This is a genomic window from Methyloparacoccus murrellii, assembly GCF_054657115.1.
The window spans coordinates 20,060-34,473 of the sequence record NZ_BAAHXD010000009.1; the positions used below are offsets into that span (position 1 = coordinate 20,060).

Genomic DNA, 14,414 nt, shown 5'->3' on the forward strand with positions numbered 1-14,414 from the left:
ATCATGTCAAGACTCCCGCTCACGCTGCTTGCCGCCGCCTCGCTGAATCTGCTCTCAGGCTGCGCCGAACATGAGATGAAGGCCGGTACCGGTACTGTCGTCAGGCCGGCACCGCCGCCTACCCGGGACGCGGTCGGCGATGCCGCGGGTGCCTATCACGCCCTGCGCCTGGGCGGAGACTACGCCGGCTACCCCGGCCTCGAGCGGTTCATCGACAGGATGGTGTCCCGGCACGGCTTCAGCCGCGAATACCTGTACGGGCTTTTCTCGCAGGCCAGGCGCAAGGCGTGGACCATCGAGTACATGAATCGGGAGAAGCCCACAGTCACGCCCGGGCCCGGTGGCTGGACCCGTTACCGGGCCAAGTTCCTGGACGAGCGGCACATCGGTGCCGGTGTCGATTTCTGGTCGCGACATGCGGCGGCCCTGCAGCGCGCCAGCCAGCAATACGGGGTCAGTCCCGAGCATATCCTCGGGATCATGGGCGTCGAGACCGTTTATGGCGCCAACCTCGGCAATCACCGGGTCATCGACGCCCTGACCACGCTGGCCTTCGACTACCCGCGCCGGGCCGCATATTTCGAGGGCGAACTGGAGAATCTGCTGCTGATGGCCCGCCAGCAGCACCAGGACCCCTCGCGGCCCGTGGGTTCGTTCGCGGGTGCCATGGGGCTTGGGCAATTCATGCCCAGCAGCTTCCTCAAGTACGCTGTCGACTTCAATGGCGACGGCCGCAAGGACCTGTGGGATCCCGAGGATGCGATCGGCAGTATCGCCAACTACTTTGCCGGATTCGGCTGGCGGCCGGGCCAACCCGTCACCAGCCCGGCCGAGGTGGCCGGCAGCCAGGCGGAGGGCCTGAAGACGGGATTCGATACCCGCTACACGCTGGCCGAGCTGGCCAGCTACGGCATCCGGCCCAAGTCCGATGTCGCGGCGGACGAGGTGAGCTTGCTGAAGCTGAGCGCCACCGCCGGCGACGTCTACTACATCGGCTACCCGAACTTTTACGTCATCACCCGCTACAACCACAGCACCTATTACGCGATGGCGGTACACCAGCTGGGACAGGCCATCAAGCAGCGCTACCTGGGCCGGTAGCCGCCAGGCGATCCGGGATCAGCGCAGTTCCGGGTGGCGCTTGGGGTAGTCGAAATAGGCCAGACGGCCGGAGCCCTCGTAGACATGGGTCCAGCTGTCCAGCTCGAATTCGAGCGCGGCCATTCCACAGGTGGGCAGGTGAGTGAGCGTCTCGCCGCCGAGCAGGTTGATCAGGCGCAGCAGATCCGGGTTGTGGCCGACCAGGATGACGCGGTGCCAGCGGTCGTCCAGCGACTGGACCACGCTGAATGCGCCCTCCAGCCCCTGTTCGTACATCGCCGCACGGATGGCGATATCCGCCTCGGCGTAGCCCAGCGCCTCGGCGAGCCGTTCCGCCGTCATCCGTGCCCGCCGGGCCGGACTGCTGACAATGGCCTCGGGCCGGAACCCGCGCTGTCTCAGGACAGCGCCCATGAATGGCGCATCGCGTTCGCCGCGCCGGTTGAGGGGGCGCTCATGGTCGGGCAGACCCGCTTCGTTCCAGCTCGATTTGGCGTGGCGGACGATGAGCAGGTTCCGGCGGCGGGCCGCATCGGTCTCGGTTTTCAGTGGTGTGAGCATGGCAATCACCGGCAGGGGACGATCATTCTGCGAAGTGGGTCACCGCGTTATACTAGTTTGCCCCATGAGCCGGAATTTATCTCGCGTCCGGCTGGCGCCTGCGGCCGTCCGTCAACTTCCAGTGGTATGCATCGAGTGACAACAATCAGAACATTGCTCGGCCTGATCATGGCCCCGCTGCTCGTATCCACCACATTGCTGGCGTCGCCCGCCAAGGTCGCGCCCCCTCCGGCGCCGGCATCACCCCCGCCGGAAGCGGTGCCGCCGCTGCCGAGCATACCGCAGACCTTCGATTTCTCCGTGGTGGAGGCCAAGGCCAAGGAGCTGGCCGGCCGGGCCTACCAGCGTGACGACGCGGACATGCCCGAATCCCTGCTCGGGCTGAGTTATGACCAGTATCGCGATATTCGCTACAAGACCGAACGCTCCATCTGGCGGGACGAGGGACTGCCTTTCCAGATACAGGCCTTTCATCGCGGCTTCATGTTCAAGGACCGCGTTTTCATCAATGTGCTGGAAAACGGTTCCAGCACCCGCATCGGCTATTCGCCGGACCTGTTCGATTACGGCAAGAACGCGTTCCAGACGCCGCTGCCGGAGGACCTGGGTTTCGCCGGCCTGCGTTTTCATTATCCCCTCAAGCGCGACGAGACATATGACGAACTCGCCGTATTCCTCGGCGCCAGCTATTTTCGCGCGGTGGGGCTGGGTCAGGTTTACGGCCTGTCCGCGCGCGGGCTGGCGATCGACACGGGGCTGGCCAAGGCCGAGGAATTCCCGATCTTTCGTGAATTCTGGGTGGAAAAACCGGCCCTGGATGCCAATTCCCTCACCGTCTATGCCCTGCTCGACAGCCCCAGCGTGGCGGGCGCCTATCGTTTCGTGATCCGTCCGGGGCTGGATCTCGGGATCGACGTCTACAGTCACCTGTATTTCCGCCAGTCGGTCGAACGCCTCGGCATCGCGCCCCTGACCAGCATGTTCCTGCACGGCGAGAACACCGATCGCTTCATCGACGATTTCCGCCCGGAAGTGCATGACTCCGATGGCCTCCTGATCGGCAAGAGCACCGGCGAATGGATGTGGCGGCCGCTGAACAACCCGCGCCAGCTGCGCATCAGCGTTTTCAAGGACAGCAAGCCCTCCGGCTTCGGCCTGATGACCCGGGATCGCAACTTCGATCATTACCAGGATCTCGAGGCCGAGTATCACCGCCGGCCCAGCCTCTGGGTGGAACCCTTGGGCGACTGGAGCGCCGGCGGGGTCTATCTGATCGAGATTCCTAGTGACGCCGAGAAATACGACAACATCGTCGCCTTCTGGGTACCGGACCGACCCGCCGGCGAAGGCGTGGACATGCGGTTCGACTACCGGCTCCATTTCACCACCGACGAATTCACGGCGCCCGGTGGCGGCAAGGTTGTCGCCACCCGGGTCGGTGCGGTCGATGGCAAGAGCGGCCGGCGCCAGTTCGTGGTCGACTTCACCAGCCCCACCCTCAGGCTGATGAGCCCGAAGGCCAAGGTGGATGCCGAGGTCAGCGCGGCGGGCACGGTCTCGAATGTCGTGGTGCACAAGAACGAGGGCAATGGCACCTGGCGCCTCAGCTTCGAGCTGGAGCCGGAAAAGGGCAAGAACCCTACCGAGATGCGCGCGATCCTGCGCAGTGGCCGGGATATCCTGACCGAGTCCTGGGTTTACCAGTGGAACGCCCCGTGAGCGCCACCGTTGCCGGGGCGGCGCCCGCGGTCGATGCGGGTACGGATATGGAGGAAGCGGCTGCGGCGGCGCGTGACACCGTCGCCGATTACTGGCGTTCGTTGAGGCTGACCGACGAGGCGCTGATTGCCGCCCTGACCGCCGACTGCCTGGCGCGCGCCCGTCGCCTGCTGGGGCGGGGGACGACAGCCGAGCTGTCGCGGCGCGCCATCGAGGAGGCCCAGCGACGCTTCGATCATGCCCTGGCGGCCGCCATCGGCATGCCGCCCTCCAACGATCCGCACCCCCTGGCCGCCGCGCGGGCAGCCTTGTTGCTGACACCGGGCCTGTGCGCCGACTGCCTGTTCCGGCACGACGACTCGACCCGCGAACTCAAGGCCATCCTGGAGGCCCGCCTGCCCCGGGCCATCCCGCCGGAGGCGCGGGTGGCCATGCAGCCGGTGCCCCTGCGCTTCTGGCTGTTCCAATCCACCGACGCATGAGCCGCGGCCGAAAACCTATGTCCCCTGCTGCCAACATTCTGCCCGCGGGTGTGGTCGCCTACCGGCGCATCCTGTTTCTCGTGCTGGTGGTGCTGACGACGTTCCTCGCGCTGGTCATGATCACCAGCGCCTTCCAGCAGAATGGCCTCACGCCCACCGAACTCCTTCTGCTGCTGCTCTACACGCTGCTGATCCTCTGGGTCAGCACGTCCTTCTGGACGGCCACGCTGGGGTTCTGGGTGCTCCTCCGGGGCGGTGACAGGTATTCCATCGGGCGTCTGCCCCCCGAAGCCTCGGCCAGGACCGATGGCTCGACCCGCACCGCCCTGGTCATGCCGATCTACAACGAGGACCCGACGCGGGTTACGGCCGGTCTGCGCGCCATCTGGCAATCCCTGCAGGAGACCGGGCAGGGCGATGCCTTCGACCTGTTCATCCTCAGCGACACCCGGGATGCCGATTGCTGGATGCAGGAGGAGGCCAACTGGTACCGGATGTGCGTCGATTTCGATGCCCATGGCCGCATCTTCTATCGCAACCGCGAGAAGAACATCGCCCGCAAGAGTGGCAATCTCGAGGATTTCTGCCACCGCTGGGGCGGGCATTACCGCTACCTGGTGGTGCTGGACGCCGACAGCATCATGGCCGGCGAAACGCTGGTGAGCATGGTCGGCCTGATGGAGGCCCACCCCGGCGTGGCCTTGATCCAGTCGCCACCGTTGCCGGCCAACCATCGCTCGCTGTTTTCCCGCATCCTCCAGTTTGCCAGCAATTTTTACGGCGACATCTTCATCTGGGGCATCAATTACTGGCAGCTGTCGAGCAGCGGCTACTGGGGGCACAACGCCATCATCCGCATCGAGCCTTTCGTCAGGCACTGCGGTCTGCCCAAGCTGCCCGGACGCGAGCCCTTCGGCGGGGAAATCTTCAGCCATGACACCGTCGAGGCCGCACTGTTGCGCGAGGCCGGATGGGAGGTCTGGATCGCCCCCGAGCTCAAGGGCAGCTACGAGGAACTGCCGCCGACCCTGATCGACTATGCCAAGCGCGACCGTCGCTGGTGCCAGGGCAATCTGCAGCACCTGCGCATGGTGTTTGCCAAGGGATTTTCCGGCCTGAGCCGTCTGTATTTCCTGATGGGCATCATGTCCTATGTGTCCTCGCCGCTCTGGCTGCTGTTCCTGGTGCTGACGGGCTTTGAAGCCTACGTCATGAGCCAGACCATGCCGGTGTACTTCTTCGGCGACAACCTGTTCCCGGTATGGCCGGAGTCCTACGCGGTGGAAATGACCACCGTCCTCCTGGTCACGCTGGCCATGCTGTTCCTGCCCAAGATCTGGAGCCTGATCCTGGGGCTGTTGCACTGGCGCCGGCTCAAGGGGTACGGCGGGCTGATCCGGGCCAGCCTCAGCGTTTTCCTGGAAAGCGTCTTTTCCATGCTGACCGCGCCGGTGCTGATGATCTACCAGAGCAAGTTCGTGTTTGCGATCCTGATGCGGCGCAGCGTGGGCTGGCCGCCCCAGAACCGCGACGATCACCGGCTCAGCCTGTGGGAAGCGATCCAGGCGCACGGCGAGCATACCTTGATCGGCCTGGTGGCCGGCTGGGTCAGCTATCGCTACGTGCCCGGCTTTTTCCTGTGGCTGGTGCCGGTGCTGGCCGGACTGGTGCTGTCGATACCGATTTCCATGCTCTCCAGCAGCGCCTGGGTGGGGCAGGCGGCGCGCCGTCTGGGCCTGTTCCTGACGCCGGAGGAATACCGCCCCCCCCGCGTCCTTGAACTGCTCGATGAAAACCTTGCCCGTGTGGAAGCCGCGACCGCGACCCTGGCCGACGGCGAAGGCCGGCATGTGGCCGACCCCGGCATCTGCGCCCTGCATCTGGCGCTGCTGCCCAACCGGCCGGTGCGGAAGCGGCAACGGCATCAGCTGCGGGCGCTGGTTTACCAGCTGATCGAAGAGGGGCCGGAAAATCTGACCAATGCGGAGAAGCGCAGCCTGATCTCCGATCCGGAGACCCTGGTACGGTTGCATACCCTGGCGCGGGGCGGGCGGGACGAGAACCGCGGCTGACGGATCGTTTTTCCCGCGACTGGCCCGCGCCACTGGCGTCTCGCGTTCGTGGCGCGTGGCCGTGATCCGCTTCGTTCCGGTTGTCCGGATTCCGTGTAAAGACCTCCCGAGTAACCCATGATGGATATGCGCAGACTCCTTGCCTGGCTGGGTGTGGCCCTGCTGGGTGCCGCCTCGCTGGGCGGCATCGCCCTCAACCGGGGCGAGCCGGTCAACAGCCTCTGGTTCGTGACGGCCGCGGTGTGCGTGTACGCGCTGGGTTACCGCTTCTACAGCGCCTTCGTCGCGGCCAGGGTGCTGGTGCTGGATGGAACCCGGGCGACGCCGGCTGAGCGCCTCGACGATGGGCGTGACTTCGTGCCGACCAACAAGTGGGTCGTCTTCGGTCATCACTTCGCCGCCATCGCCGGGCCGGGACCGCTGATCGGGCCGACGCTGGCGGCGCAGTTCGGCTACCTGCCGGGCACGCTGTGGATTCTGATCGGCGCGGTGATCGGCGGCTGCGTGCAGGATTTCGTCATCCTGTTCTGCTCGATCCGCCGCGACGGGCGCTCGCTGGGGCAGATGGCGCGCGACGAACTGGGGCCCATCGGCGGCAACACCGCCATGCTGGGGGTGATGTGCATCATGGTCATCCTCATCGCCGTGCTGGGCCTGGTGGTGGTCAACGCCATGAAGCACAGCCCCTGGGCCACCTCGACGGTGGGCGCGACCATTCCCATCGCCATGATCGTCGGCGTCTACATGAGCAAGCTGCGGCCGGGGCGGGTGATCGAGTCGACCGTGCTGGGCGTGAGCCTGCTGCTGCTGGCGGTGTGGGGTGGCGGTGTCATCGACCATCATCCGGGCTGGCGCGGCCTGTTCGACTACGGCGCCGAACCGCTGGCGTTCATGATCATCGGCTATGGCCTCGCGGCGGCGGTGCTGCCGGTGTGGCTGCTGCTGGCGCCGCGCGACTATCTGTCGACCTTCATGAAACTGGGCACCATCGCCGCACTGGCGGTGGCCATTCTCGTGCTGCATCCCGAGATCAGGATGCCGGCGGTCACGCCGTTCATCGACGGCACCGGGCCGATCTTCGGCGGCAAGCTGTTTCCCTTCGTCTTCATCACCATCGCCTGCGGGGCGATTTCCGGCTTCCACGCGCTGATTTCCTCCGGGACCACGCCCAAGCTGCTGGCCAACGAGGCCGACGCGCGTTTCATCGGCTACGGCGCAATGATGATGGAATCCTTTGTCGCCATCATGGCCATGGTGGCGGCGACCGTGCTGGACCCGGGCGTCTATTTCGCCATCAACAGCCCGGCCGGGGTGGTGGGCGCGGACGCGGCCGCCGCCGTGGCGAAAATCTCCGGCTGGGGCTTCCCGGTCACGGTCGAGCAGATGAACGCGCTGGCCCGGGAGATGGGCGAGACCACGCTGTTCGCCCGCACCGGCGGCGCGCCCTCGCTGGCGGTGGGCATGGCCAGCCTGTTCGCCAGCGCCTTCGGCGATGCGCTACTGTCGCTTTGGTACCACTTCGCCATCATGTTCGAGGCGCTGTTCATCCTGACCACGCTGGACGCCGGTACCCGCGTGGCGCGCTTCATGTTGCAGGATCTGCTCGGCAATTACCTGCCGGCACTGGGCCGCACCTCGTGGTATCCCGGCGTGATCCTCACCAGCGGGCTGGTGGTGACGGGCTGGGGCTGGCTGCTGTACACCGGCGTGATCGACCCCTTGGGCGGCATCAACAGCCTGTGGCCGCTGTTCGGCATTGCCAACCAGATGCTGGCCGGCATCGCCCTGTGCGTGGCGACCACCATCATCGTCAAGAGCGGCAAGCTGCGTTACGCCTGGGTGACCGGGGTACCGCTGGTCTGGCTGCTGATCGTCACCAGTTCCGCCGCCTGGCAGAAGCTGTTCAGTCCGGAACTGCGCATCGGCTTCCTGGCCCATGCGCGCGACCTGTCCGACAAACTGGCGACCGGCGCGCTGCCCGCCGAGCAGGCCGCCAAGGCGCCGCAGCTCATCTTCAACGATTATCTGGATGCCGGCCTGACGGCGCTGTTCATCGCCGTGTCCTGGATTCTGGCTTTCGAGACCCTGCGTATCTGCGCCGCCATCGTCGCCAAACGTCCGCATCCGCCGTCCAGCGAGTCGCCGCATATCCCCAGCCGGCTGGTGGAGGACTGGGTCCGGGATTGAGGGGTTGCCATCGCCCGACCGGCCGGAATCGTCTTTTCGGGTAGAATTCGCCGCTTTTGCAACCCGTTGTGACCCTGATCGTGATTCCAGAAGACGCGCGTACCCGGCTCGTGCCCGAATGGGCGCCACAATCCGCCGTGCTGTTGGCATGGCCCTATGCCGATGGGGATTTCAGCCCCTGGCTGACCGAGGTCGAAGCGACCTATTGCTGCATCGCCGAGGCCGTCGCGGCCCGGGAAACGCTGATCGTGGCCTGCCGATCCGCGTCGCATCGGCTGAATATCGAGGCTGCCTTGCGGGCGCGTGGGGTGGATCTCGATCGGGTCCGTTGCGTTGAACTGCCCTACAACGATGTCTGGGTGCGGGATACCGCCCCGCTCGGCGTGATGGGTTCGGCCGGCCCCCAACTGCTGGATTTCCGCTTCAATGGCTGGGGCGGCAAGTACGAGCATGCCGACGATGCCGCGCTGGCCCGTCGTCTGCACGACGCCGGTGTGCTCGGCACGACGCCGCTGCGGGCGGTGGATTTCGTCCTGGAGGGGGGCAGCGTCGAAAGCGACGGTGCCGGCACGGTGATGACCACCGCCCGCTGCCTGCTCAATCCCAACCGCAATCCGGCCTGCACGCAGGAACAGATCGCGGCCCGGCTCCGGGAATACCTGGGCGCCGATCACGTGCTGTGGTTGGAACACGGCCATGCCGAGGGCGACGATACCGATGCCCACATCGACACGCTGGCGCGCTTCTGCTCGCCCGACACCATCGCCTACACGACCTGCGATCAGCCGGACGACCCCCTGTTCGGCGAATTCGCCGCCATGGCCGAGCAGTTGGCGACCTTCAGGAATCGTCAGGGCCGGCCATACCGGCTGGTGCCGCTGCCCATGCCGCGGCCGATCCGCAGCGAGACGGGCGACCGTCTGCCCGCCACCTACGCCAACTTCCTGATCGTCAACGGCGCGGTCCTGATACCGGTCTACGGCGATCCCGCCGACGAGGTGGCGCTGGAGCGTCTGGCCGACTGCTTCCCGGATCGCGAACGGATCGCCATCGACTGCCTGCCGCTGATCCGCCAATACGGGAGCCTGCACTGCATGACCATGCAGTTTCCGGCCGCCATTGTCCCGAGCGAACGCCCATGTCATCGAAACTGACCCTTGCCTTCATCCAGCAGGCCTGCGGGGACCCTGATCCCCGGGTGAACCTCGACGCTTCCCTGCGCGGCATCCGCGAGGCGGCCGCTCGCGGGGCCAGCCTGATCCTGCTGCCCGAGTTGCATCTCGGCCCCTATTTCTGCCAGACCGAGGATACGCAGCGCTTCGACCTGGCGGAACCGATTCCGGGCCCGACCACCGATAAACTCGGAAAAGTCGCCGCCGAACTCGGAGTGGTAATCGTGGCCTCCCTGTTCGAGCGGCGGGCGGCGGGGCTTTATCATAATACGGCGGTGGTGCTGGAAAGCGATGGGTGTCTGGCGGGCAAGTATCGCAAGATGCACATTCCGGACGATCCCGGTTATTACGAAAAGTTCTACTTTACCCCCGGGGATCTGGGGTTTGCTCCGATTGCCACCTCGGTCGGCAAGCTGGGTATCCTGGTCTGCTGGGATCAGTGGTACCCGGAGGCCGCCCGTCTCATGGCGCTGGCAGGTGCCGACCTGTTGCTGTATCCGACGGCCATCGGCTGGAATCCCGACGATGACGGCGAGGAGCAGGAGCGCCAGCGGAATGCCTGGATCACGGTCCAGCGTGGCCATGCGGTTGCCAACGGGCTGCCGGTGATCGCCTGCAACCGCATTGGCCTGGAGCCCGATCCCGGTGGCCAGACCCGGGGCATCCGCTTCTGGGGCAGCAGTTTCGCAGTGGGGCCGCAGGGGGAATATCTGGCGCAGGCCGGGGTCGCTGACGAGCAGGTCTTGCTGGTCGAGATTGATCGGCAGCGCTCGGAGGACGTGCGCCGTATCTGGCCTTTCCTCAGGGATCGCCGCATCGATGCCTATGCGGCCTTGACGCGGAGGTTTATCGATTGAGCCTGCGATCGGACAGGTCGGTGCGGCCCGGCGATCGGTCGTGTGCCATGCGGTCGTGGCAGAACCGGTAATGCCGGTTCCTCGCGTTTTCGGCCCGGCGCGGGTTTCGGGGTGGATTTGCCCGGCAGATGGAATCCCGCCGTGCGCGCGGCATCCGGGGGATGCGGTGGGTGCAGCGAAAGGGGGGTAACCCTGGGTCAGCCCCCCGGTGTCGTTCCGACGATCAGATCAGATATGGAATTCGCTGATGTCGCGACCCTGGCTGAGCAGGGCCTGCAGCCAGCGCGGTTTCATGCCCCTGCCGGTCCAGGTTTGCTCGGGGTTGTGCGGGTTGCGATATTTTGCCGCCACCTTGCCGCCGCGCTTCGGGGCGGCAGGTTTGTCTCCCTCGTGGATATCGACGGTGCAGCCGATGGAGGCTGCCAGTTCCTTGATTTTCGCAATCACTTCCCGGCGCTTGCCATGCTGCTTTTCCTTGAGGGCCCGCTGGGCATTGGCAATCATGCTGGCCAGTTCGGTTTCCGATAGCGTTTCCAGGTCGATGTTCATGTGTTACCTCTGTAAATGTGGCTGTGACTGTATTTCGCTGATAAATATCCGATTTATCGGCAGCTAGTATAAACAAAAAATCCGGGTGGATAAACCCGTCGCGGCAGGCTTGTATATCTTGCTTCGGCGCCAAGCGTGGGTCCGCCCCTTGGTAAGTCGTCCACACAGGCATTACGGCCCCATACCGACAACGCACAGGTTAAGTTCCATGTCCCGAGTCTTCACCCCCCTAACCCCCGGGCGTCCCGGTCACCGCATTGCCTGGACAGGACTTTCCGGATGCGGCGACGCCCTGGCCCTGGCCCAGGCCATCCAGCGGGAGGATTGCCTCTATGTGGTGGTCACCGAGGATACCCAGACGGCTGTCCGGCTTGAGCATGAGATAGGTTTTTTCCTGGGGGGTTCCGCGCCGGTATTGCACTTTCCCGACTGGGAAACCCTGCCCTACGATACCTTCTCGCCCTTGCCGGAAATCGTCTCCGAGCGCCTGAAAACCCTCGCCGAGCTCGTCCGCATCCGGCGCGGGGTATTGCTGACGCCGGTCGCCACCCTCATGCAGCGGCTGGCGCCCCGGCAGCACGTTCTGGGCAATACCTTCGTGCTCAAGCCCGGCAGCCGCCTGAGTCTGGAGGAAACCCGCCGGCGGCTGGAAAGCGTCAGTTATCACTGCGTCCAGCAGGTGCTGGAGCACGGCGAATTTGCGATACGCGGCTCGATTCTGGATTTGTTTCCCATGGGCAGCCAGGTGCCTTACCGTATCGAGCTGTTCGACGACGAGGTGGAATCCATCCGCATCTTCGATCCGGAATCGCAGCGCTCCAGCGAGCGGGTGGATGCCATCAACCTGTTTCCGGCCCGCGAGTATCCGTTCGATGAGGCCGCCATCAAGCGTTTTCGGCAGGCGTTTCGTGAGGCCTTCCCGGAAGCGTCCACCACGCATGCCCTGTATCAGGAGATCAGCAAGGGTATCGCCGGGGGGGGTACCGACTATTACCTGCCTTTGTTCGTCGAGCAAACCGAAACGCTGTTCGATTACCTGCCCTCCGACACCCATGTGGTGCTGCATGGCGCGATTGAATCCGCGGCGGAACGGTTCTTCGCCGATACCGAGGCCCGCTACCAGCAGCGACGCCAGTATCCCGATCGTCCGCCCCTGCCTCCGGCGCGGCTGTTTCTGCCGCCCTCGGCGCTCGGCGAGCATCTGGCCCGCTGCCCCGTGGTCGTGCTGTCTCCGCAGACCAGTGACGGCGCGGCTGACGAAAGCACCGATGACGGCTGCCGGGCCTTGCCCGATCTCGCCCTGAATGCGCGGCTCAAGACGCCTGCGGAGGCGTTGATCGCCTTCCTGCAGGCGCCGGGCCGGCGCACGCTGCTGACGGCCGAAACCGCCGGTCACCGCGAGGCCTTGCTGGAAACGCTGGGGCGCTACCGCATTAAGCCCAGGGTGCTCGATGGCTGGCGCCAGTTCATCGATGGGTCGGACGCGCTGGGACTGGTCGTGGCGCCCATGGATCACGGACTCTGGCTGGCCGAGCCGGATATCGCCATCATCACCGAAACCCAGCTGTCGGGTGAACGGGTCCAGCAGCGGCGTCGGCGGCGGGTGAGCGGTGGCCACAAGATCGACCAGCTGCTGCGCAACCTGGAGGAGCTGGAAATCGGTGCGCCGGTGGTGCATCAGGATCACGGGGTCGGCCGCTTCATGGGGCTGACCCGGTTGACGGTCGGCGGCATCGAGGGGGAATTCCTGACGCTGGAATACGCCCATCAGGACACCCTGTACGTGCCGGTTTCCTCCCTGCACCTGATCGGCCGCTACAGCGGCGCCAGCCCCGAAACCGCGCCCCTGCACCGGCTGGGGGGCGAGCAGTGGCAAAAGGCCCGCCGCAAGGCCCTGGAGCGCGTGCGCGACGTCGCGGCGGAGCTGCTGGATATCTATGCCAAGCGCGCCGCGCGCCAGGGGCACAGCTATTCGACGGTGACCGAGGAATACGCGAACTTCGCCGCCGGCTTCCCCTTCGAGGAAACGCCGGATCAGGAAACCGCCATTCTCGATGTCATCCGGGATTTGGCCTCGCCGCAGCCCATGGACCGGGTGGTGTGCGGCGACGTGGGCTTCGGCAAGACCGAGGTGGCCATGCGCGCCGCCTTCATCGCCGTCCAGAACGGCAGGCAGGTGGCGGTGCTGGTGCCGACCACGCTCCTGGCCCAGCAGCATTTCCAGAATTTCCGCGACCGCTATGCGGACTGGCCGATACGGGTCGAGACGCTGTCGCGCTTCGTCGGCAAGAAGCAGCAGGAAGCCGTGCTGCGGGAGGTCGCCGAGGGCCGCATCGACATCCTCATCGGCACCCACAAGATCCTGCAGAAGGATGTGGTCTTCAAGGCGCTCGGCCTGGCCATCATCGACGAGGAACAACGCTTCGGCGTGGCGCAGAAGGAGTACTTCAAGAAGCTCCGCAGCGAGCTGGACTTCCTGACCCTGACCGCGACGCCGATTCCGCGCACGCTCAACATGGCCATGTCGGGCCTGCGCGATATCTCCATCATCGCGACGCCACCGCCCAACCGGCACGCCATCAAGACCTTTGTCAGCGAGTGGGACAGCGGGCTGGTCGAGGAGGCGGTGCTGCGCGAAATCAAGCGCGGCGGGCTGGTGTATTTCCTGCACAACCAGATCGAGACCATGGAGAAGATGGCCCGCGATCTCGGCACGCTAGTGCCGCAGGCCCGCATCCGCATCGCCCACGGCCAGATGCCCGAGCGGGAGCTGGAGCAGATCATGCTGGATTTCTACCACCAGCGATTCAACCTGCTGCTGTGCACCACCATCATCGAAAGCGGCATCGACGTGCCCAGCGCCAACACCATCATCATCAATCGGGCCGACCGGCTGGGCCTGTCGCAGCTGCACCAGATTCGCGGCCGGGTAGGGCGCTCGCATCATCGCGCCTATGCCTACCTCATCGTGCCGCCGAAAAGCCTGATGACAGCCGACGCCGTCAAGCGTCTGGAGGCGATCGAGGCTTCGGGCGAACTGGGTGCCGGTTTCATGCTGTCGTCGCACGACCTGGAAATCCGCGGTGCCGGCGAACTGCTGGGCGACGAGCAGAGCGGCCAGATTCAGGAGATCGGCCTGAGCCTCTATACCGAACTGCTCGAGCGGGCCGTCAAGGCCCTGCAAGCGGGCCTGCAGCCAGCGCTGGACTTGCTGCCGCACGATGCGGGTCCGGAGATCGACCTGCAGGCGCCGGCGCTGATTCCAGAAACCTACCTGCCCGATGTCCATGCCCGGCTGGTGCTCTACAAGCGCATCGCCAATGCCCGCGACGAGGAGGAACTGCGCGCCTTGCAGGTCGAAATGATCGACCGTTTCGGGCTGTTGCCACCCGCCGCCAAGACGCTGTTCGCCATCACCGGACTCAAGCTGCACGCCGAGCGGCTCGGCATCCGCAAGATCGAGGCAGGGCCCGGCGGCGGGCGCTTCCTGTTCGGTCCGGCTCCCGCCGTCGATCCCTTGCAGGTGATCACCCTGATCCAGTCCCAGCCGCAGACCTACAAGCTGGATGGGCAGGACAGGCTGCGCTTCGTCCATGTCATGGACACGCCCGAGTCGCGCATCGCCTTCGTGGAAGCCCTGGTGGAGCGGCTGGCACCCGCGGCTTGAGCCGTGTCGCCGACAGCATGCAGGGTTGAACCGGAGGGCGGCTTCCC

Annotated in this window: 10 protein-coding genes; 8 read left to right on the plus strand and 2 right to left on the minus strand. The window is 65.5% G+C overall.

Annotated features, from left to right (window positions below):
• The first annotated feature begins 3 nt into the window (after positions 1-3).
• The gene (gene mltB / locus ACYQ1H_RS04015) at positions 4-1,101 is read left to right on the plus strand and encodes a lytic murein transglycosylase B (RefSeq protein ID WP_460026776.1); all 1,098 of its coding nucleotides are present in this window, start codon (positions 4-6) and stop codon (positions 1,099-1,101) included.
• Between the two features lie 18 nt (positions 1,102-1,119).
• Here the strand turns inward: mltB and ACYQ1H_RS04020 are convergent, their stop codons facing one another.
• On the minus strand, positions 1,120-1,662 hold the full coding sequence (locus tag ACYQ1H_RS04020; RefSeq protein ID WP_460026777.1) for a SixA phosphatase family protein: 543 nt from the start codon (positions 1,660-1,662) through the stop codon (positions 1,120-1,122).
• Positions 1,663-1,830: 168 nt separating this feature from the next.
• Between ACYQ1H_RS04020 and ACYQ1H_RS04025 the strand changes: the two genes are divergently transcribed.
• The 6 genes from ACYQ1H_RS04025 (at position 1,831) to ACYQ1H_RS04050 (ending at position 10,151) form a co-directional block, all read left to right on the plus strand.
• A complete protein-coding gene (locus ACYQ1H_RS04025; protein ID WP_460026778.1) occupies positions 1,831-3,381 on the plus strand; it encodes an OpgD/OpgG family glucan biosynthesis protein in 1,551 nt (516 codons plus the stop codon).
• A complete protein-coding gene (locus ACYQ1H_RS04030; RefSeq protein WP_460026779.1) occupies positions 3,378-3,863 on the plus strand; it encodes a hypothetical protein in 486 nt (161 codons plus the stop codon). Before ACYQ1H_RS04025 ends, ACYQ1H_RS04030 begins: the two co-directional genes overlap by 4 nt.
• Positions 3,864-3,880: 17 nt before the next feature.
• Positions 3,881-5,935 (plus strand): glucans biosynthesis glucosyltransferase MdoH, encoded by a 2,055-nt coding sequence (gene mdoH / locus ACYQ1H_RS04035; protein WP_460026780.1) that lies wholly within the window; start codon positions 3,881-3,883, stop codon positions 5,933-5,935.
• 126 nt (positions 5,936-6,061) lie between these two features.
• Positions 6,062-8,122, plus strand: coding sequence for a carbon starvation CstA family protein (locus ACYQ1H_RS04040; RefSeq protein WP_460026781.1), 2,061 nt, complete (start codon positions 6,062-6,064; stop codon positions 8,120-8,122).
• 56 nt (positions 8,123-8,178) lie between these two features.
• Complete coding sequence (locus ACYQ1H_RS04045; RefSeq protein WP_460026782.1) at positions 8,179-9,276, plus strand: agmatine deiminase family protein; 1,098 nt, start codon at positions 8,179-8,181, stop codon at positions 9,274-9,276.
• Entirely contained in the window at positions 9,261-10,151 is an 891-nt protein-coding gene (locus tag ACYQ1H_RS04050; RefSeq protein WP_460026783.1) for a carbon-nitrogen hydrolase, read from the plus strand. The genes ACYQ1H_RS04045 and ACYQ1H_RS04050 overlap by 16 nt, the downstream gene beginning before the upstream one ends.
• A 228-nt stretch (positions 10,152-10,379) precedes the next feature.
• Here the strand turns inward: ACYQ1H_RS04050 and ACYQ1H_RS04055 are convergent, their stop codons facing one another.
• Positions 10,380-10,700 (minus strand): H-NS histone family protein, encoded by a 321-nt coding sequence (locus ACYQ1H_RS04055; RefSeq protein ID WP_460026784.1) that lies wholly within the window; start codon positions 10,698-10,700, stop codon positions 10,380-10,382.
• 208 nt (positions 10,701-10,908) lie between these two features.
• Between ACYQ1H_RS04055 and mfd the strand changes: the two genes are divergently transcribed.
• Positions 10,909-14,367, plus strand: a complete 3,459-nt coding sequence (gene mfd, locus ACYQ1H_RS04060) for a transcription-repair coupling factor (protein WP_460026785.1) — start codon at positions 10,909-10,911, stop codon at positions 14,365-14,367.
• The last annotated feature ends 47 nt before the right edge of the window (positions 14,368-14,414 follow it).